This is a genomic window from Dyadobacter sp., from assembly GCF_039919315.1.
Lineage (GTDB): Bacteria > Bacteroidota > Bacteroidia > Cytophagales > Spirosomataceae > Dyadobacter.
In genome coordinates, this window is the sequence record NZ_JBDSFX010000057.1 from 119407 (window position 1) to 139060 (window position 19654).

Below are 19654 nucleotides of genomic sequence, written 5' to 3' on the forward strand. Positions count from 1 at the left end.
TCAAATGAATCACAACGAGAAGATTTCAAGGAAATCATTCATAAAGGCGGGTGCTTTTATGTTAGCAGCTCCAATGCTTTCAAAGTTAGATTTGACTTCAAAAGCGCCTTCTAAAATCGGTTTGCAACTTTATACGCTGAGAGCAGACCTTGCTAAAGATTTGGAAGGCACATTGAAAAAAGTAGCAGCAATCGGCTATAAGGAAGTTGAGCTTTTTGGATATAATGATGGGAAATTCTTTGGCAAAACTCCAAAGGAATTTAAGGCCATCTTGGGCGGCCTGGGACTGGCTCCCGTAAGCGGGCATTATGGCGCTGGCGTTCAGAATAAGACTACGAAAGGAACACTGAGCAACGATTGGCAGAGAGCTGTGGATGACGCGGCGGAGCTGGGGCAGAAGTATGTAAACTGTGCGTACCTGACGGACGAAGAAAGAAAATCCATTGAAGATTACAAAAAGTATGTAGACCTGTTCAACAAATCCGGCGAGGTTGCTAAAAAGGCTGGGCTACAGTTTGGATACCATAACCATGATTTTGAATTCAAGAAATTAGATGGGCAGCTTCCTTATGATTTGATCGCAAGTACCGATCCAAAGCTGGTGAAGCTGGAACTGGATCTTTATTGGATCGTGAAGGCTGGTCTGGACCCTGTTGATCTTTTCAAAAAATATCCGGGCCGTTTCCCATTGTGGCACGTGAAGGATATGGACAAAACCGACAAATCGTTTGCCGAAGTAGGAACTGGATCCATTGATTTCAAGAAGATCTTCGATCATCGCAAACTAGCTGGACTGACCCATTTCTTTGTAGAGCAGGATGTCGCCAAGATACCAGCTATTGAAGCAATCGACATTAGTTTCAAGAATGTTACCAAGATGAAGGTTTAACATTTAGCTGCAATAAAAAAAGACCTGGCCGCATAGCAGCCGGGTCTTCCAAATTATGCAGATAAAAATATCAGTTTACTAACTGTAATTTAAGTTCGTTAAGGCGGCTTTTCAGCGAAGCGTCGATCTGGCGGTCATCGATACGAAGAACGTAACCTCCGATCAGGCTTGGATCCACTTTTTCCGCAAGCTGCACAGTTCTGCCGGTTGCCGAAGTAACAATGTCAGTGAATTGTTTGCGCAGCTCATCTGTAAGCGGGGTAGTAGTTACCACAGTCGCTTTCTGAATTCCTTGATTAATGTTATAAGCTTTGATGAATTCTGCGGCGATTTCATCCAGAATAGCCTCTCTATTTTTTCTTGTGATAATTTTGAAAATGGCGTAGGAAACAGCATTAACGCGGGCTTCAAAAAGTGCCTTTAAAATGCCCGCCTTTTTTTCGTGACGTACAACAGGGCTTTTCAATGCAAGCATCAGGCCTCTGTTTTTATCAGCTGTATCTTTGAACAAAACCATGTCCTGATAAACCGCTTCCAGAACATCTTGTTCTTTGGCAAGATCGATTAGTGATTTTGCATATCTGGCAGCTACAATGCTTACTGACATCGGAAATTAAATTTAAATACCTTTTAATTAAGACGTGCAGATGAAGCAAGTTCTGCGATCAATTTTTCCTGGGCTTCTTTGTCTTTCAATTCACGGTTCAGAACTTTCTCTGCGATTTCCAATGAAAGTGTCGCAACTTCTTTTCTGATCTTGGCCACGGCTACCTGCTGTTCATTGCGGATCGCTTCACGTGCGCTTTCAATCATCTTTTGTGCTTCTACTGATGCTTTGTCTTTGGATTCAAGGATGGTGCGGTCAGCAGCATCTTTGGCATCACGTAAGATCTGGTCACGAATGGCATTCGCTTCTACGATAAGCTTTTCGTTGTCAGCTTTTAACTTAACCATTTCAGCTCTTGTTCTTTCTGCAAGATCAAGTGCGCCCTGAATTTCGTTTTCGCGTTCTTTAAGACCATTGATAATTGGTTTCCACGCGAATTTTGCCAAAATGAAAACTACCAGCAAAAATACCACAAGCATCCAGAAAATAAGGCCTGGGTTTGGAGTAAGCAATGACATAGTATAAATGAGTTTTGAGTGTAAGATTATAAAGGTGTTACCCTTTTACTGGCTCTCTTCTTATTAAAATTTCGTGGGAGCCTAATGCTCCCACGATGATTTTTTGGTTACCTCCATACCTAATGTATCGGAAGTAAGGACCTGAGTCCAATGTTTCTACTAAAGCTTGAACGAGATCAGCAGACAGATAACCGCTGCAAACAACGCTACCGCTTCAATAAGGGCAGCTATGATAAGCATTGCAGTCTGGATAGCACCGGCAGCTTCTGGTTGACGGGCGATACCTTCAACAGCGCTACCACCGATTTTACCAATACCAAGACCAGCACCGATAGCTGCAAGACCAGCACCGATAGCAGCACCGAATACTGCAAGACCTGCACCACCTTGTTCTGTAGCCTGAAGCAAAATTTGAAGCAACATAATTGTGTTTGGTTTAAAATATAATTAATAAAAAAGAGATTCAGATCAATGTCCGTGGTCTGCGTGGCTATGTTCTTCAATAGCACTGCCGATGTACATGGACGATAACAGGGTAAAAATAAACGCCTGGATAAATGCTACCATGATTTCGATAAAGTTCAAAAACAGGGCGAAAAGCGAGATAACCGGGGCGATAACAAAACTTTGAAAAATGAATATCAAACCGAAAAGGCTCAATAGGATAATGTGACCTGCTGTCATGTTGGCAAACAACCGGACCATCAATGAGAAAGGCTTCATGAATACACCTACGATCTCAACCGGGATCATAATGATCAACAACGGCAGGGGAACACCAGTCGGTCTTACAAGGTGCTTGTAGTAATTGCCATTCGCATTCAGGTGAACAACGATGAAAGTCAAAACAGCCAATGTCATGGTTACCGCGATGTTTCCGGTAAGGTTAGCAGAGCCTGGCAGCAATCCTAAAATATTATTGATTAGAATAAAGAAGAACAATGTCAGCAGGTAAGGCAGGTATTTTTCATACTTAGGCCCTACGTTTGGTTTAACAACATCGTCGCGGATGAATAGGATAATAACCTCCATAGCAGACTGAAATCCTTTCGGGGCTTTTCCTTTGTTGTTCTTATAAGAGTTGGCAATGCTTGTGAAGACGAGAATCAAAATAACCGCGCTCAGTAGCATGGATGCCACATTCTTGGTAATGGAAAAATCATAAACAACACGAGATTCGTCAACGGGTACTATCTGCTCTGAATCACCATGAACCAGATGATAACCATTGTATTCGTGGTGATCGTTGTGGAAGTTGGAAGAAGAGAAAACTTCAATTCCGCGGTCAGCAGAATAAAGGATAACCGGAAGCGGTATCACTACACCGTGTGTCATTTCCCACTCGTGTGAGTCGGCAATGTGGTGCATGATCATTTGGCCAATATTGAACTTTTCCTCTGACTCTTCAAGCTTATGTTCAATTTTATGCTCTTGATCATTAATGCCTTCCACAACCTTTTCAGCGGTGTGCTGGGTAGGTTCTTCTGCCCGTACAGGAATGTTGAAAAGGCAGGTTGCCGCAACTAGGGCAGTAGTAAAAAACAGTCTCAAATAGGTATACATAAATGCTTGAAATACTATGCTTTGTCAATCGCGGCGCAAGTTACGATACAAACCATATATTTCAAAGCATGTGTAAAACAAATAGAGTGCAAAAAAATTGGTAATAAATAGGAATGAATCACTTAGCCCCTGATATAAAAACAATGCGATAAAGACCAGAGTAAGGACAATGCGGCCAACAATGGTAGAAATGTAAAATGTGACAAATTTTTCACGATTGTTTCGTAATCCGAATTCCATCAGCCTGTGCGCAAAGAATGACAGCCCGAAAAAGAAGATCAGAATGTACCATATATAAGGATGCAGGAATGAATCATAGTGAAAGTACTGAGCAAGGAAAAATACAATTCCCAAAATTGCTGATGCGAGTAATGTGCGTAACATGCCGGATGGATTACGTGAGGTCTTACTGTTTAGTAAAACTTTTAATGAGGAGATATAGAGATGCCGCAATGGAGCCTAGGGACAGAATCAGCGTCCATACCGGCACCTTGTTTTGCTGGTATTCGTCCAGCTTGTAGCCGCCGTAGGTAAAAACCAGAATGGTACCGAGCATTTGCATGGCCATACCCGAATATTTCAGAAATCGCGAAGGTGAATTTTCACCTGAGAATTTGCCATTCGCGTTCGCCGGATCACTATTATCTTTTTTCATGCAATTGGTGTAGAATATTAAGGTAAAATTGCTTCAAATTTTACAAATGACCTTATCTTCGATACGTAATTATTCAAAATACCGTTTTAGATTTGCTTGAATAAGAAGAAAAAAGACATCCCTAACGTCAACTTTGTGGCCGACCGTTTAGCTTCCAATATCCGCAGAATTGCCTTACTGATCACTACTACCTGTTTGCTGGCCGCTTGTTCGCAGTTTAGCAGCCGTCCGGGCGCGACCACTTTTCATAATATCTCGGCGCGGTATAATGCTTATTTCATGGCGGAGCAGGACATGATCGAGGCGGAGTTTACGATGAGGAAGGCTTTTAAGGAAGATTATAATCAGTTACTGCCTATCCTATTACCGATGGATTCGGTGCTCTCACTTCCGGTGAAGCCCCAATTGCAGGACGCGATCAAAAAGGCCTCCATCGTGGCCGAAAAGCATCAGAATAGCAAATGGCTGGATAATAGTTACATTCTTTTAGGTAAATCACGGTTGTATCTGGGGGAATGGGCCGACGGGTTGGAGGCATTGCGTTATGTATATGCCAATGGGCGCGACGAGAATGACAAGAACAATGCGCTAATCCTCTTGATGCGTGCCTATATCGTCAGAAAGGATTACTCCAATGCACTGGGCGTGGCAGAATACCTGAGCCAGCAACCGCTTAATAAAGCAACGCTCAAAGATTTTTACCTTACCAAAGCCTATTTGCACCAGCAGAACGGCGAGTACCTCACTTCCGTGGCCATCCTGGAAGAGACATTTCCATTGCTGAAAAAATCAATCGAAACGGCGAGAATACATTTTGCAGCGGCGCAGATGTATGACAGACTTGGTCAGTATGCATTAGCTAACAAACATTACCGCAGCGTGAACAAGAACCGCCCGGATTACGACCTGGGCTTCTATTCTTCCATGAACTCGCTGCAAAATGAGGTGGTTTTGAATCCTAAAAAAGACCTCAGTTCTGTTGGTTTTGATAAAATGCTGAAAGACCGTAAGAATGACGATCTGAAAGACAGGATCTATTTTACAATGGGGCTACTTGCTGAGCACAGGAAACAAATCCCGCAGGCAGTTGCTTACCTGCAAAAAGGCGCAGCAGCATCCAAAGGAAAGAACCTGGAACAAAAGGCCTATACCTATTTACAACTGGCGAGAATACATTACGAATCGCTTGAAAGTTTTGAACTGTCGAAGGCATATTATGACAGTGCGCTGGCGATTTTGCCGCAACAGGCTCCCGAATATCGTTTGGTAGCGGACCGAAAAAGAGCACTGGACAGCTTCGTTGCTCAATATACCATTGTGACAACCGAAGACAGTTTGCAAAAACTAGCACGGCTTAACCCTGCCGCGCTGGATAATAAGATCGATGCGATCATTGAGGAAAAAGAAAAACAGCGATTGGCGGAAGAAGAGAAAGCAAAAAAAGCTATGCTGGCTGCCCAAACCGCAAATCCTCAGAACACAACCAATTTGCTAAGCAATGGCAACGAACGAAGATGGGAACTCTATGATCCTGCTTTGATTAATCAGGGAAAAATAGAGTTCAAAAGGGCTTGGGGAAACCGACAACTTGAAGATGACTGGCGCAGGAGCAGCCGTCCATTGCGATCGACCGCAGGAAATAACGCCATTAATCCGGCCGATAGCTCTGCTACGGTGGCAGGAACGGAAGCCTCGACGAGCATGAAAAAAGGCGATCCTCAATGGCAGGAAGTGCACGATCTGTTGAAAAAGAATATTCCATTGACCGACCAGCAGTTTGCCGATTCTCAAAAAAAGAAAGAGGACGCGCTGTACAATCTCGGTAAAATATATCGTTTCGACCTGAAAGAATCGCAACGCGCCATTACAACATTTGAACGCGTACTGGCCGATTTTCCTAAAACACAATATAAAGACGAGATCTATTATTTGTTGTACCTGAGCTACGAAGACAATAATCAGAATAAATCGGCCTGGAAGGACAAGCTGCTGAGCGAGTACCCGACTTCCACCTATGCAAGGCTCGTCAGCAAAGCCACTGATGTGGCGGGTTCCGCGAATTCCGGAAATCCGGTAAAAGAGTATGAAGCAGTATATAAAATGTACACGGACGGTAATTTTACCAAAGCATTAGAAGACATTGAACAAAATCTTCCTGCCTATAAAGGCGGTTCTATGGAAGACAAATTCGCACTTTTGCGTGTTTTCCTGATTGGAAAAGTCAGGGGCAAAGAAGCTTATTCGCAAGCCATTACAGAATTCATACGGCTGTATCCTTCCAGCATTTACCTGCCCAGGCTCAAAGAAATGCAGGAACTTAATTCACTTTCCATGGGCAAGAGATAATAGCCCGAAATTGTATCTTTGTTCGTTTACTACCTAATAACCCCACATATATGATTGAATTGCAACCCGGAAAGTACCGTCGCAGCATTATCCGACTTTGGAAATATGTTGGAATAGGACTGGGTCTTGCTATACTTTATATAGTAGCAGTAAGTTTCAATTTTTTCTGGCTGTTTGGAGACATGCCGGATCTAAAAACGCTTGAAAACCCCAAAAGTGAGTTGGCCTCCGAAGTGATCAGCGAGGATGGTAAGTCATTGGGCAAGTACTTTATCGAGAACAGGACCCCGATTGAGATATCTCAAATTTCCCCTAATCTCATCGATGCGCTGGTAGCTACCGAAGATGCGCGTTTTGTGAACCATTCAGGTATTGACCCACGCAGTTTATTGCGGGTTTTTAAAGGTGTGGTATCAGGGAATTCAAGTTCGGGCGGAGGTAGTACATTGACGCAACAGGTTGCAAAAAACCTTTTCAATACGCGTTCAGAAGAATTTGAAGGTTTATTGGGAAAAATACCTGTTATCAGGATCGTGATCGCGAAAACCAAGGAATGGGTACTATCGGTCGTCCTGGAAAGGAAATATACCAAGCAGGAGATCATGCAAATGTATCTCAACACCGTATCCTTTGGTAATAACACTTACGGAATCAAGGTAGCGGCCAAAACCTACTTTAACAAAGAAGCCTGGGACCTGAATGTGACCGAGGCGGCATTGCTGGTAGGAATGCTGCAAAACCCGACATTGTTCAATCCGCTGCGTTTTCCGATCAATGCATTGAACCGCAGAAACACCGTACTGGCTCAGATGACGAAGTACGAGTACATTCCAGAAGAAGATTTTTTAAGATATAAGGAAAAGCCGCTCGGCCTGGAATTTACAATTGACAGCCATAATACTGGCTTGGCGCCGTATTTCAGAGAGTCCATGCGTGGTTACCTCAAAAGCTGGGTCAGGGTCTACAATGAAGAACATGACACGAACTACGACCTGAACACAAGCGGGTTGCGCATTTATACTACCATTGATTCCCGCATGCAGCGGTATCAAGAGGACGCGTTGAAAGAACACATGAAACAGCAGCAAAAGTTGTTTGATGCACACTGGAAGGGCCGAAATCCATGGTCGTACGAGAATGGAAAGGAAATACCTGGCTTTATCACCACGGCTGCCAAAAGATCACCCCATTTTATATCATTGAAACGGGACCTTGGCGAGGAAGAGGCCTGGAAAATCATGCGTAAACCTTACAAAATGAAGGTGTTTACCTGGGACGGAGAAAAGGAAATGATTATGAGTCCGATCGATTCCATTGCCTACTACAAACGCTTCCTGAGAGCCGGAATGATGTCAATGGATCCAAGAAACGGTCACATCAAGGCTTGGGTAGGTGGTATCAATTTCAGGTATTTCAAATATGACCACGTGAAGCAAGGTTCTCGGCAGCCTGGTTCTACCTTCAAACCCTTTATATATGTGTCGGCACTGGACAAAAACTTTTTAACGACCTGTGATCACGTGACAGATGCTCCGGTTTATTTTGGCCCTTCTGACGGCGTTCCCGGTGGCTGGTCTCCACATAACTCGAATAACAAGTATTCCTATCAGTCACTATCATTAAGGCAAGCATTAGGTAAGTCAGTCAATACGGTGAGCGCTTACCTGATGAAAATGGTCCGTCCAAAAACAGTGGTTGAATACGCCCACAAGCTTGGTATCAACAGCAAATTACAGGAAGTGCCTTCGCTTTGTCTGGGGATCAGTGATGTATCGGTTTTTGAAATGGTAGGCGCTTATTGCTCATTTGCAAATGGCGGACATCGTACGGAGCCGATGACCGTTTTGCGCATTGAGGACCGTCATGGCAATGTTTTGCAGGAATTTTTTCAAAAGCAAAATCAGGAAATCAGTGAAAATATGGCTTACAATATGCTATATCTGATGCGCGGAGCAGTAGAAGACCCGGGTGGAACTGCTGGTCGACTTCGTCAGTATGGTGTGACCGAGGGTAATGAAATCGCAGCCAAAACCGGGACTACTTCAAACTATTCCGATGGCTGGTTCATGGGCATGACGCAACATCTCGTGTCAGGGATATGGGTAGGAGGCGAGGACAGGAGCATTCACTTCCGTACCATTGCACTGGGGCAGGGCGGACGTGTTGCGATGCCCGCGTGGGGAATGTTTATGCAGAAAGTTTATAGTGATCAAACGCTCGTTCAGTACCGGAAAGGGCCGTTTAATAAACCTGAGAACTATGTCAGGGAATGTGGCGGCGTGGCTATGGACAGCACCGATACTTATGTGCCACCTTCCCGTTCCGATGACGAAGGAGTGTTGTTTTAATTTTCACTGAATACCCCGTCCGATCCTTGAATATACTTGTTGCCCCCGACAAATTCCGTGGTTCATTGGAAGCAGCCGATGTTTGTCAGGCAGTTACCGAGGGGATATTACTGGCTTATCCGGATGCTACTGTGACTTCCATTCCATTAGCCGACGGGGGCGAAGGTACTTCACGGATTTTGACTGGTCAGGCGAGAGGAAGCTATGTAAAAGTAAGAGTATCCGATCCGCTCGGTCGCGAAATTGAGACGGAGTACGGCTTATCGCACGACAAGCAAACGGCTTTTATAGAAATGGCTGCCGCTTCCGGCCTCGCTCTTTTATCCGTCGAAGAACGTAATCCATTGCTGACCAGTACTTATGGGACCGGTGAGTTAATTAAGGATGCGTTGGACAAAGGAGTTGGCAGAATCATTCTAGGTATTGGAGGTAGCGCGACCACCGAAGGCGGCATAGGTATGGCAGCCGCACTGGGTTGCCGGTTTTTTGATAAAAATAATGCTTTGTTACCACCCAATGGCGCTTCATTGAATGCAATCCATGCTATTGATATATCCCAACTCGATACTCGTTTAAAATCAGTGTCAGTCGTTGTTGCCTGCGATGTTACCAATCCTTTGTTTGGCATGAATGGCGCGGCATTTGTTTACGGCCCACAAAAAGGGGCTGATTCCGACATGGTGACAACGCTGGACAGTGGGTTGAAAAATCTGACAAAAGTAGCATCCGAAACACTTGGGAAAGATGTGAGCAAGGAACCTGGCGCAGGAGCCGCGGGAGGTCTGGGTGCGGGTTGTCTTTGGTTTTTAAATGCCACATTAAAAGACGGTGTCAGCATTGTAATGGATCAGAGCAACATTACGGATATAATTGAAAATTCCGATTTGGTCATTACAGGAGAAGGAAAAGTAGATGAGCAAACGCTGGCCGGTAAAGTAGTAAAAGGCCTCGCAGATTCTTGTAACACCTATGGGGTTCCGTTGGCGGTAGTGTGCGGCACATTACAAATTACCCCGGAACAGGTCCGTTCGGCAGGTATTACCTACGCGGTTTCAGTCTTGAACAGACCGATGGATCTGGACCATGCACAACAAGAAGCTTTCGGGCTGGTAAGAGACGCAACTTTTCATCTGGTGAGGTTGTTTTTTTCAAACAGGAAGAATTGATTGCCCAAGCATACTTACATTCAATGTCTGAATTCAATTATAAAGAAGAACTTTCTAAAATTCCTCTCGATCCCGGCGTTTACCGTTATTTTGACGAAACCGGGGAGGTTATATATGTCGGCAAAGCCAAAAGTTTAAGAAACCGGGTTTCCAGTTATTTCTTAAAAAACAATCAGCACGACCGTAAAACGAAGCGGCTGGTGAGCCAGATCCGGCGCATCGAGTACACCATCGTACTCAGCGAGTGGGATGCGCTTTTGTTGGAAAATCAGCTGATTAAGCAATTGCAGCCCAAGTTTAACATCCTGCTGAAAGACGACAAGACCTATCCATTCATTTGCGTGACGGACGAACCATTTCCGAGGGTTTTTCCAACACGGAATATGGACCGGACAAAAGGAACATTCTACGGTCCATTTGCCAATTTACGATCCATGCATACGCTGCTTGATATGTTCAAGTCGCTGTACCAGATCAGGTCGTGCCAGTTACCGCTCACTAAATCGAATATTGAGGCTAAAAAATTCAAAGTATGCCTCGAATACCACATTGGAAACTGCAAAGGGCCGTGTGAGGGTTTGCAGACCGAGGATGAATACAATACTGAAATAGAGCAGGTTCATAATATCCTGAAAGGTAACCTGTCGTCACCACAGCAATATTTTAAAGAAAAAATGCTTGCTGCGGCTGAGCAAATGGCTTTTGAGAAGGCCCATTCCTGGAAAACAAAAATCGAGCACCTTTCTAATTTTCAAAGCAAAGCAACTGTCATTAACCCAAGGATCGGGAACATTGATGTGCTGACCATCGTGTCCGACGAAGAGGCAGCATACCTGAGCTTTATGAAGATCAAACAAGGTTATATGGTTGCTACTCAAACCATTGAAGTTAAGAAGAAGCTGGATGAGAGTGATTTGGAAATTCTGGCTTTGATGATCGTTGAGATGCGGACTACTTATGGTTCCGAGGCGAAGGAATTGATCTCGAACCTGAAACCAGACCTTGAAATGCGGCTTACGGTAACCGTGCCCCAACTAGGCGACAAGAAAAAGCTGCTTGATATGTCCATGAAAAATGTGATGTATTTCCGGAGGGAAAAAGCAGAGCGGCGGGAAGTTGAAGCTTCTGCTACTTCATCCAAAAAGGACCGCATTCTGATCAGGTTGAAGTCCGACCTGCAACTCAAATCGCTGCCACGCCACATTGAATGCTTTGATAACTCCAACATTCAGGGTACGAATCCGGTGGCGGCCATGGTGTGCTTCAAAGAAGGAAAGCCGTCCAAAAAGGATTACAGGCACTTTAATATCAAAACGGTGATCGGCCCTAATGACTTTGCTTCCATGAATGAAGTGGTGAGCAGACGCTACCTGAGAATGATAGCCGAAGACCAGCCGCTTCCCGATCTGATCGTAGTCGATGGAGGTAAAGGCCAGCTTGGGGCGGCCTGTGATGCATTGAAAAGTCTGGGTATTTACGGTCAAGTGCCCATCATTGGCATTGCGAAAAGACTGGAAGAAATTTATTTCCCGGAAGATTCGCTGCCATTATACATTGATAAAAAATCGGAATCATTAAAGCTGATCCAGCAAATTCGTGACGAAGCGCACCGGTTTGCCATCACTTTTCACCGTGACAAACGAAGCAAAGGCAGTTTGATCAGCGAAATGGAGGGAGTGGTAGGCGTAGGAAAAGTGACGGCTACCAAGTTGCTGAAACATTTCGGCTCCGTACGGGGCATCCGTGAAAGTTCAGTGGAAACGCTGACAGAACTGGTGGGACTGGATCGGGCAAGGAAAGTACGGGCATATTTCGATGCAATGGCTGAATAGCCACATTATGAACCAATGTTTTTACCGGCGATATAACCTGTGGTCCAGGCATTCTGGAAGTTGAAACCTCCGGTAATGCCGTCTACGTCAAGGACTTCCCCTGAAAAAAATAATCCTGGAACAGAGCGGCTTTGCAATGTGTCCGGGTCAATGTCGGTCAATGCGATACCCCCGCAGGTTACAAATTCTTCCTTGAAAGTAGTCTTGCCTTTTACTTCAAACTGACTGTTACTGAGCAGTTCCGCAAGTCTGTTCAGTACCTTGTTGGTAGCATCCGACCAGCGTAACCCTTCATTGATCTCAGCTTTTTCCGCAAATATTTTCCAAAGACGCGATGGTAGCCCAAACTTCGCGTGAGACGAAATCTGCTGTTTAGGTGCTTTGGTTTTTTCCAAAACAAAAAATTCCCTGATCTGTTGCTCATTCATTTCCGGTACCCAGTTGATCCTGCAAATAAACTGATATTCCTTCTCCGCCAGATCGCGCGCACCCCAGGCTGATAATTTCAAAACGGCAGGCCCGCTGAAACCCCAATGTGTGATCAGCAATGGTCCCCGCCAGTCGTGTTTGGTACCCATAATCCGCACATCCGCATCCTGTACCGATACGCCGGCCAGCGGCAACAGGTAACTATCAGGCGTATTGAATGTAAAAAGAGACGGAAGGGGCGGCACAATCTGGTGGTCGTGCTCCTGTAACCAGTCAAAGCCGCTTGCTTTGGGATACCCGCCAGTCGAGATCAGAATCCGATCTGCGTGAATGATTTCCTCATTATCCAACTGAATGTTGAATGTTTGACCTGAATCACTTTGTACCTTGGAAAACGATTTGATAGCAGTCGAGGTACGGATTTCGATCTGATGGTTTTTGGCTGTTTTTATCAAACATTCAATGATGGTATGGGAAGAGTCCGAAACGGGAAACATGCGTCCGTCGGTCTCTGTTTTTAACTTTACGCCCCGTTTCTCAAACCAGGTAACTGTCGAATTTGCGTCAAATTGATGTAAAAGCTTACGTAATAACTTCTCGCCGCGCGGGTAATTTTTGATAAAAAACCTCAAATCCGACGGGTTATGAGTGACATTGCATCGCCCACCGCCGGAGATCCGGACTTTGTTCAGTACCGTTTTATTTTTTTCAAAAATGGTAATCCTGGCTTCCGGAAAAGTCTCGGCAGCAGTGATCGCTGCCATGAATCCTGAGGCTCCTCCGCCTACTATTGCAATTTGCATGTCCCCTTTTTTAATCATACAAAAATGACATGTAAGTTTTAAAAACTGCAATTTCTTTTCATATCTTTCAAAACAGCTTCAAATATTCTAACGAAAACCATCAATAACTATACATGCAAAAAATTCTCGTTATAGGACTAGGAAAAGTAGGTTCATTAGTGGCCACTTTGCTAAGCAAAAGATTTGATGTGACCGGCCTGGATAAGGCGCAACCAGCGGTAGCATTGTCATTTTCTGTGATGACAGGCGACATTAGCGACCAGGATTTTCTGGATCAGGCACTCGCCGGTTTCGATGCTGTGGTGTCATGTATGCCTTATAATTTGAACCTTCCCATCGCCCAAAAGGCATGCGACGCGGGTATTCACTATTTTGATCTCACTGAAGATGTAGCTACTACTTCCGCGATCAGGGAAATGGCCAAGGATAGCCGCAGCATACTCGCACCACAATGTGGCCTGGCTCCCGGGTTTATTGGTATCGTTGGGATGGAGTTGGCGAAACGTTTTACCAAATTACGGGACATTGAGCTAAGGGTAGGAGCATTGCCCCGCTATCCAAATGGATTAATGGGTTATTCCTTTACCTGGTCACCGGCAGGTGTTGTGAACGAATACATCAACGACGCTGAGGTGATCCATAATGGCGTCCGCAAGATGGTACCCTCACTGGAAGGGGTCGAAATGATTAACATTGAAGGCCAGGAATTTGAAGCTTTTATTACTTCTGGCGGACTCGGTACCATGTGCGAAACCTTGGAAGGAAAGCTGGATACATTGAACTACAAAACGATCCGGTACCCGGGACATTGTAGTCTGATGCGGTTCATGCTGTATGAGCTGTGCCTGAAAGACAAGCGTGAGCTGGTCGAGCAAATTCTGACCGAGGCCAAACCGCCGGTGCAACAGGACGTAGTGTATGTATACGCTGTGGTGGAAGGCTGGAAGGATAACAGGCTGGAAAGGGAGGAATTTTACCGCGCCTATCACCCCATTCAGATAGATGGACAACATTGGCGCGCGATCTCCTGGACTACGGCTGCTTCCATTGCGTCGGTGGTGGAAATGGTGGCAGACGGTGTATTACCGGGCAAAGGGTTTATCAAACAGGAAGATATCATGCTCAGTGATTTTCTTCAGACCCAGAACGGCAGGTATTTTGACTAACCCGAATTTCAGGATAAGCATTGAATCATGACAAACATCAAAGAGATATTAGCCAGGCTGAGAATCGAGCCGGTCAATAATGGTATGAGTACGGGGCAGGTAAGCTGGGCAGGAAAAGGACCGATTATTGAGTCATTTTCACCGGTTGACGGGCGAAAAATTGCCGAAGTAGCTGCGGCAGAACGGAACGATTATGATCAGATTCTTGGAAAAGCTACCGAGGCCTTTAAGATCTGGAAATTGATACCGGCACCTAAAAGAGGCGAGATTGTACGCCAGATGGGTGATGAGCTGCGTAAGTTCAAGAATGAGCTGGGCACATTGGTGAGTTATGAAATGGGCAAAAGCTTGCAGGAAGGCTTGGGAGAAGTGCAGGAAATGATTGATATCTGTGATTTTGCAGTCGGACTTTCGCGCCAGCTTTACGGGCTAAGTATGCATAGCGAGCGACCCCAACACCGCATGTACGAGCAGTGGCACCCGATCGGGGTGGTAGGTATCATCTCTGCATTCAACTTTCCTGTCGCCGTGTGGTCGTGGAATGCGATGCTTGCTTGGGTCTGCGGGGACGTATGCGTGTGGAAACCTTCCGAGAAAACACCTTTGACGGCATTAGCCTGTCAAAACATCATTCAAACTGTACTCAAAAATAATGAGGTACCGGAAGGGGTATCCTGTATTCTGACTGGTGCACGTGAGTCAGGTGAATGGCTTGCCAATGATACGAAAATAGCGCTCGTGTCGGCTACGGGCAGTACGCCAATGGGCAGATCAGTAGGTGAGGCAGTGGCACGCCGGCTTGGGCGCAGCTTGCTGGAACTGGGCGGTAACAATGCGATCATCGTGACGCCTTCTGCGGACCTGAATGTGGCGGTTCCCGGCATTGTGTTCGGAGCGGTGGGTACGGCGGGACAAAGGTGTACCTCCACCAGAAGGATCATTGTTCAGAAAGACATATACGAGGAAGTGAAAAAGCGACTGGTAAAAGCCTACGCCCAGTTGCGTATCGGTAATCCATTGGAAGCTCACAATCATGTTGGGCCATTGATTGACAAAGCAGCTGTGAACCAATACCAGGCCACCATTGAAAAAGTGAAAGAGGCCGGTGGGACATTTATTGTCGCGCCGCAAGTGTTGGCTGGGGTAGGTTATGAATCAGGATGCTATGTGGCTCCTTGCGTTGCTGAGGTGGCGAATAGCTATGCCATTGTACAGCATGAAACATTTGCGCCTATTCTTTATTTGATCAAATACGCAGACCTGGATGAAGCGATAGCGATTCAGAACGACGTACCGCAGGGGCTCTCTTCGGCGATTTTCACATTGAATGTGCGGGAGTCTGAACAATTCCTGTCCCAATCGGGATCTGATTGCGGTATTGCCAATGTGAATATAGGAACGTCCGGAGCGGAGATCGGTGGCGCTTTTGGGGGAGAAAAAGAAACGGGCGGCGGCCGCGAGTCGGGATCGGATGCATGGAAAGCTTATATGCGCCGGCAAACTAACACGATCAACTATGGAACCGCATTGCCGCTTGCCCAAGGAATAAAGTTTGAGATAGGCTAATTAAAATTTTTAACTTTGCATTTGAAAACAACACATTATAGCGGTAACGCCCCATTCTCTTGTCATGAAGTACCAGTTAACATCCGAACAGATTTCCTCCAAAGTAGCAGGTGAAACAGTTATTTTAAATCACAACAAAGGTGCATACTATGGGCTGGATGAAGTGGGTCTACTGGTTTGGGATACATTAGAAGGCGGGCCACAGACCATTGATGAGCTTTGTAACGTTGTGGTTCATACCTATGAGGTAGATATGGATACGTGCAGAGAAGACATTGACAGCCTTTTGAAAGACCTTATTTCAGAAAAATTGGTCGAAGAAATAAATTAGATAGTTGGGAAAAGCAGGCGGATATATTGGCAAATGGAACAGCTTGTCCGGTTACGGGAAAATTACGTTTCTCAAATCGGTCTTCTGTTTGCTATGGATCAAGGCCGGATTGTCGCTCTTATCGTTTTCAACATTTCGGAAATTTTTCCACAAACTGACAGGTAATCAGACTAGTAAGGAATTTTCTCAGGAACAGATTGACATGACGGTTTGGGCAGTGGATACCGCTGCTAATTTACTTCCATTGGAATTACTCTGCCTACCCAGAGCTCTGGCTACTAAGTACTTGTTACGCGGAGCACCCTCATTAACACTTGAAATCGGAGTTGAAATCAATCCGGCCAAAAAATTTGAGGCGCATGCGTGGATAGAAAAAAATGGTACCATTATCATCGGAGATTGGCCAACATCTATTTCCTACCAGCGCCTTTGGGTATGGGAGTGACCTACTTTTAATCGACACACATGTATTTTTATAAAGCCTTCGGTTTAAATATCCATTCTGAAATTGTATTGCCGGAGCTAAGCGACGGAGATTCTACAGCGAATGCTGATCTACATATCCGGGTAGCAGATTTCGTACTACCTCCATTAAAAAACACACAGATCCATCGCAGGAGTGTCAAAGCGTCTTTTGGGCAAAATGAGGAAAAACAATTATTTCTTCATTGGAAAGGTATAGCGGCTTTCAAGGCCGTAAATGGCAATTTGCTGGTGGTTTCGCCTGAAACCGACGATCAAAACCTGATCAGTTTGTTTACGGTAAGCGAAGCATTAGGCCTTATTTTGTTCCAACGTGGTTATTTTCTGCTGCATGCAAGTTCGGTCATGGTAGGAGATGAGGCCTGGTGTTTTATGGGAACACCGGGAGCCGGGAAATCAACAACTGCGGCGGCATTTATCAAGGCAGGCTGCAAGTTACTCAGCGACGACCTGACGGCCATTGGTTTTGATTCCCAAGGGGTTGCATGGGTCATTCCGGCATATCCGCAACTTAAAATCTGGGATAAGACGGTGAATGGTCTCGTGTATGACAAGGCTAGCCTGCAACCGGTGAGTGAGGGGGTGAACAAGTTTTCGTACCAACCTAAAACTGGATTTCAGCAGGAACCTGTTAAACTGAAAGCACTTTACTTTTTACATAAAGCCAGAAATAGAAAGCCATTACTGCCACTTTCGGGGCCTGAAATTCCGATTGAGACCCTCAAAAATTTTCCGCTTCCCATTAGTCTTCTCAATGAAGAATCTTTAAAAAAGCATTTCTTGCAAAGTTTTCAATGTGCAAAATCTGCTGCTATGTGGCAAAAGAAGAGACCGGAAGGTTTTGAAAAATTGGAAAAATGGGTCAATGAAGCTGTTGATGAGGTTAATGTATTAATGCATGAATAAATCCATCTCCCCCGAGCTATCGTTACTAATTGCTTCTTGCCTGGGATTCGGGCATGACAAGAGTCAGGCAGTGGATCAGAAGCATTTGTTCAATCTGCTTTATTATCACCAGATCCGGCCGGTTTTCCTCTCCTATATTCACGATAATGGTATCGACATTAGCTTCAAACAGAGATTAACCACGGATTGTCAGCAAATTGCTTTTGCGAATTTGATATGCGCCCAAGAACTGGTTCGTGTCAGCAAGTTATTGACTGCCAGGGGAATTGAAACTTATGCGTATAAAGGTAGCGTGTGGGCTGACTGGTTGTATGGCAATGTAGGACAACGGGAGTTTGGTGATATCGACGTGCTCATTACCCGGGACGATTTTTCAGATGCGATCGAAGTGCTAGCTGACGAGGCAGGCTATATAGCAGATGATTACCGGAAATATTTGCTTGAAACACCCAAAGCAAGAGAGCGGTTTTTTAAGACGGACTACCATATCCCAATGCTCAGAGAGACCGGACACTCAACCAATGTCCTGGAAGCACATTGGGAAATCGCCTATCCCCGGCTGCTTTTCACATTTCCTTCTGATGAATGGGCGCGCTATTCTGAAACACATACTCTGTTAAATCAAAAACTGAATGTGTTCCAAAAGGAATATCAGTTTTTGATCTTACTGGTGCACCACGGGGGGAAGGAGCAATGGCGAAAACTGAAATACATGGCAGATCTTGCTGCCTACATGTTCCGGTACGGGAACGTGACAGACTGGGAAAAAGTGGCTGCGCTTGCGAGGGAAAAAGGTATTTATACTTTGGTAACGTGGAGTCTCGGCATATTGAAGGGACTCGGAGTACCTTGGGCAAAAGAATGGCCTCAACAGATTGCTTCCGTTGAGACCACGTTATTACTTAACCAATGGGAGGCTGCACCGCAGTTGCCCTCGAATTCTACCTGGCCGTATTTCAAGCACGGGTTTGCTATCCACGACGGTTTCAAATACAAAAGCGCACTTGTTCTGGAACATTTGAAATACTTCTCTGAATTACAGCTTCTCTGGCACAAAGCCACATGGTATAAGAAAAACTCCTAAGCCAGAGTTACGGTAATAGTTCCTGAAATGGTTTTTCCGGGAGAGAGAATGTTCAGTCCGTCCCCTGAATTAAATGCATCTACATTGGCGGTTAATGGCTCGATAGCAACGCAATCACGTGCCGGCGGTGTGTACAATACGAGAAAGTTGAGTTTTCCTTCCCCCGTTTCCTGACTGATACGAAGCGTAACATTCTGATTTTCGGAAATCAGCTCGGTTACTGCATTGCCGGATTCGGGCGCTATGATAAAGCAATTGTCGAATGCTTTTCTATAAAGCTGAGTGGGTTTTTCCAGATAAAAGGGTTCCTTACCTGTTGGGATCTGGTTGGAATCAAATGTAACGATCTCGTTGGATGGAATGCTTATTTTCCATGCATCGGCCATTTCGTCACCGATCTGAAAGTACGGATGCCAGCCAAACATAATGGGGCAAGGTTTCAAATCAGTGTTCTTCGCCTCGTAATGCAATGTAAATCTGCCATCAGCATGCAATGTATACGCTACCGAGAAGTCTACCTGGAAAGGATATCCCTCTGGCTCACTTAGTGTCACAGATAATTTCAATGAAGCATAGTCAGCGTGGATGGATTGTTCTTCCAGGTGAAAATGCTTTTTACGCACCAAACCATGAATGGCGTTGAGGTTACCTGTTTCGTTCTTTTCTAACTGATATTCCTTACCTAGAAATTTGTACTTACCGTCGGGAATGCGACTAGCGAATGGGAAAAGCAACTCGCTCGCGCTTTTGGTGTCCTCCACCAATGCATGCGGGGTAGGAGGGGTTTTAAGAACAGAAAAAAGTGTCTGGTTTTTACGCAGAGAAAGCTGGCGCACAATTCCTCCCAGTTCAGGCACAATCACGCACCGGTTTCCAGTCGAAGATTCCTGAATAATGTATTCTGTTAACTCGCCAAATTGTTGTTTAAATATCTCGAATGGCATTGCAATGGAGGTTTAGAT

19 protein-coding genes are annotated in these 19654 nt (G+C 45.2%); 11 read left to right on the plus strand and 8 right to left on the minus strand.

From position 1 onward, the window contains the following. Positions 1-4: 4 nt before the first annotated feature. A complete protein-coding gene (locus ABIO93_RS16490) occupies positions 5-889 on the plus strand; it encodes a sugar phosphate isomerase/epimerase (RefSeq protein ID WP_348069574.1) in 885 nt (294 codons plus the stop codon). A 70-nt stretch (positions 890-959) separates the two neighbouring features. Here the strand turns inward: ABIO93_RS16490 and atpH are convergent, their stop codons facing one another. The 6 genes from atpH to ABIO93_RS16520 form a co-directional block, all read right to left on the minus strand. Then, positions 960-1496, minus strand: a complete 537-nt coding sequence (gene atpH / locus ABIO93_RS16495) for an ATP synthase F1 subunit delta (RefSeq protein WP_348069576.1) — start codon at positions 1494-1496, stop codon at positions 960-962. Between the two features lie 23 nt (positions 1497-1519). Next, positions 1520-2014, minus strand: coding sequence for a F0F1 ATP synthase subunit B (gene atpF, locus ABIO93_RS16500; protein ID WP_348069578.1), 495 nt, complete (start codon positions 2012-2014; stop codon positions 1520-1522). 159 nt (positions 2015-2173) lie between these two features. After that, positions 2174-2437 (minus strand): ATP synthase F0 subunit C, encoded by a 264-nt coding sequence (gene atpE / locus ABIO93_RS16505; protein WP_244820848.1) that lies wholly within the window; start codon positions 2435-2437, stop codon positions 2174-2176. A 45-nt stretch (positions 2438-2482) separates the two neighbouring features. After that, positions 2483-3577 (minus strand): F0F1 ATP synthase subunit A, encoded by a 1095-nt coding sequence (gene atpB, locus ABIO93_RS16510; RefSeq protein ID WP_348069580.1) that lies wholly within the window; start codon positions 3575-3577, stop codon positions 2483-2485. Positions 3578-3601: 24 nt separating this feature from the next. Beyond that, the gene (locus tag ABIO93_RS16515; RefSeq protein ID WP_348069582.1) at positions 3602-3961 is read right to left on the minus strand and encodes a hypothetical protein; all 360 of its coding nucleotides are present in this window, start codon (positions 3959-3961) and stop codon (positions 3602-3604) included. 22 nt (positions 3962-3983) lie between these two features. Next, positions 3984-4232, minus strand: coding sequence for an AtpZ/AtpI family protein (locus tag ABIO93_RS16520; protein WP_348069584.1), 249 nt, complete (start codon positions 4230-4232; stop codon positions 3984-3986). A 96-nt stretch (positions 4233-4328) separates the two neighbouring features. Here ABIO93_RS16520 and ABIO93_RS16525 point away from each other — a divergent pair, with 96 nt between their 5' ends. From ABIO93_RS16525 to uvrC, 4 genes are read left to right on the plus strand one after another with little or no spacing between them, the layout of a single operon-like run. After that, positions 4329-6578: a tetratricopeptide repeat protein gene (locus ABIO93_RS16525; protein WP_348069586.1), complete on the plus strand. Its 2250-nt coding sequence runs from the start codon at positions 4329-4331 to the stop codon at positions 6576-6578. Between the two features lie 50 nt (positions 6579-6628). Continuing rightward, entirely contained in the window at positions 6629-8926 is a 2298-nt protein-coding gene (locus tag ABIO93_RS16530) for a transglycosylase domain-containing protein (protein ID WP_348069588.1), read from the plus strand. Positions 8927-8952: 26 nt separating this feature from the next. Next, positions 8953-10092 carry a glycerate kinase gene (locus tag ABIO93_RS16535; RefSeq protein ID WP_348069590.1) on the plus strand — a complete coding sequence of 380 codons (1140 nt, stop codon included), beginning with the start codon at positions 8953-8955 and terminating at the stop codon, positions 10090-10092. A gap of 23 nt (positions 10093-10115) precedes the next feature. Next, positions 10116-11924 carry an excinuclease ABC subunit UvrC gene (uvrC, locus tag ABIO93_RS16540; RefSeq protein WP_348069592.1) on the plus strand — a complete coding sequence of 603 codons (1809 nt, stop codon included), beginning with the start codon at positions 10116-10118 and terminating at the stop codon, positions 11922-11924. A gap of 5 nt (positions 11925-11929) precedes the next feature. Here the strand turns inward: uvrC and ABIO93_RS16545 are convergent, their stop codons facing one another. After that, the gene (locus ABIO93_RS16545; protein WP_348069594.1) at positions 11930-13156 is read right to left on the minus strand and encodes an NAD(P)/FAD-dependent oxidoreductase; all 1227 of its coding nucleotides are present in this window, start codon (positions 13154-13156) and stop codon (positions 11930-11932) included. A gap of 113 nt (positions 13157-13269) precedes the next feature. On the opposite strand from ABIO93_RS16545, the gene ABIO93_RS16550 reads away from it, so the two are divergent. The 6 genes from ABIO93_RS16550 (at position 13270) to ABIO93_RS16575 (ending at position 18692) form a co-directional block, all read left to right on the plus strand. Then, positions 13270-14322 carry a saccharopine dehydrogenase C-terminal domain-containing protein gene (locus tag ABIO93_RS16550; RefSeq protein WP_348069596.1) on the plus strand — a complete coding sequence of 351 codons (1053 nt, stop codon included), beginning with the start codon at positions 13270-13272 and terminating at the stop codon, positions 14320-14322. Between the two features lie 84 nt (positions 14323-14406). Next, positions 14407-15888, plus strand: coding sequence for an aldehyde dehydrogenase family protein (locus ABIO93_RS16555; RefSeq protein ID WP_348069743.1), 1482 nt, complete (start codon positions 14407-14409; stop codon positions 15886-15888). A gap of 64 nt (positions 15889-15952) precedes the next feature. Then, on the plus strand, positions 15953-16219 hold the full coding sequence (locus ABIO93_RS16560; protein ID WP_348069598.1) for a PqqD family protein: 267 nt from the start codon (positions 15953-15955) through the stop codon (positions 16217-16219). A 4-nt stretch (positions 16220-16223) separates the two neighbouring features. Then, the gene (locus tag ABIO93_RS16565) at positions 16224-16664 is read left to right on the plus strand and encodes a lasso peptide biosynthesis B2 protein (RefSeq protein ID WP_348069600.1); all 441 of its coding nucleotides are present in this window, start codon (positions 16224-16226) and stop codon (positions 16662-16664) included. A gap of 20 nt (positions 16665-16684) precedes the next feature. Further along, positions 16685-17608 carry a serine kinase gene (locus tag ABIO93_RS16570; protein WP_348069602.1) on the plus strand — a complete coding sequence of 308 codons (924 nt, stop codon included), beginning with the start codon at positions 16685-16687 and terminating at the stop codon, positions 17606-17608. After that, positions 17601-18692, plus strand: a complete 1092-nt coding sequence (locus ABIO93_RS16575; RefSeq protein ID WP_348069604.1) for a nucleotidyltransferase family protein — start codon at positions 17601-17603, stop codon at positions 18690-18692. Before ABIO93_RS16570 ends, ABIO93_RS16575 begins: the two co-directional genes overlap by 8 nt. Here the strand turns inward: ABIO93_RS16575 and ABIO93_RS16580 are convergent. Further along, the gene (locus tag ABIO93_RS16580; protein ID WP_348069606.1) at positions 18689-19636 is read right to left on the minus strand and encodes an aldose 1-epimerase; all 948 of its coding nucleotides are present in this window, start codon (positions 19634-19636) and stop codon (positions 18689-18691) included. The genes ABIO93_RS16575 and ABIO93_RS16580 overlap by 4 nt on opposite strands. Between the last annotated feature and the right edge of the window lie 18 nt (positions 19637-19654).

What these genes read in the sequence shown, in the direction of transcription:
- ABIO93_RS16555 (WP_348069743.1), top strand. Translation starts at nt 14,407, where the DNA reads ATGAGTACGGGGCAGGTAAGCTGGGCAGGAAAAGGACCGATTATTGAG.
- uvrC (WP_348069592.1), top strand. Translation starts at nt 10,116, where the DNA reads ATGTCTGAATTCAATTATAAAGAAGAACTTTCTAAAATTCCTCTCGAT.
- ABIO93_RS16515 (WP_348069582.1), bottom strand. Translation starts at nt 3,961, where the DNA reads ATGTTACGCACATTACTCGCATCAGCAATTTTGGGAATTGTATTTTTC.
- ABIO93_RS16550 (WP_348069596.1), top strand. Translation starts at nt 13,270, where the DNA reads ATGCAAAAAATTCTCGTTATAGGACTAGGAAAAGTAGGTTCATTAGTG.
- atpH (WP_348069576.1), bottom strand. Translation starts at nt 1,496, where the DNA reads ATGTCAGTAAGCATTGTAGCTGCCAGATATGCAAAATCACTAATCGAT.
- ABIO93_RS16530 (WP_348069588.1), top strand. Translation starts at nt 6,629, where the DNA reads ATGATTGAATTGCAACCCGGAAAGTACCGTCGCAGCATTATCCGACTT.
- ABIO93_RS16570 (WP_348069602.1), top strand. Translation starts at nt 16,685, where the DNA reads ATGTATTTTTATAAAGCCTTCGGTTTAAATATCCATTCTGAAATTGTA.
- ABIO93_RS16545 (WP_348069594.1), bottom strand. Translation starts at nt 13,156, where the DNA reads ATGCAAATTGCAATAGTAGGCGGAGGAGCCTCAGGATTCATGGCAGCG.
- atpE (WP_244820848.1), bottom strand. Translation starts at nt 2,437, where the DNA reads ATGTTGCTTCAAATTTTGCTTCAGGCTACAGAACAAGGTGGTGCAGGT.
- ABIO93_RS16520 (WP_348069584.1), bottom strand. Translation starts at nt 4,232, where the DNA reads ATGAAAAAAGATAATAGTGATCCGGCGAACGCGAATGGCAAATTCTCA.
- atpF (WP_348069578.1), bottom strand. Translation starts at nt 2,014, where the DNA reads ATGTCATTGCTTACTCCAAACCCAGGCCTTATTTTCTGGATGCTTGTG.
- atpB (WP_348069580.1), bottom strand. Translation starts at nt 3,577, where the DNA reads ATGTATACCTATTTGAGACTGTTTTTTACTACTGCCCTAGTTGCGGCA.
- ABIO93_RS16580 (WP_348069606.1), bottom strand. Translation starts at nt 19,636, where the DNA reads ATGCCATTCGAGATATTTAAACAACAATTTGGCGAGTTAACAGAATAC.
- ABIO93_RS16575 (WP_348069604.1), top strand. Translation starts at nt 17,601, where the DNA reads ATGAATAAATCCATCTCCCCCGAGCTATCGTTACTAATTGCTTCTTGC.
- ABIO93_RS16560 (WP_348069598.1), top strand. Translation starts at nt 15,953, where the DNA reads ATGAAGTACCAGTTAACATCCGAACAGATTTCCTCCAAAGTAGCAGGT.
- ABIO93_RS16490 (WP_348069574.1), top strand. Translation starts at nt 5, where the DNA reads ATGAATCACAACGAGAAGATTTCAAGGAAATCATTCATAAAGGCGGGT.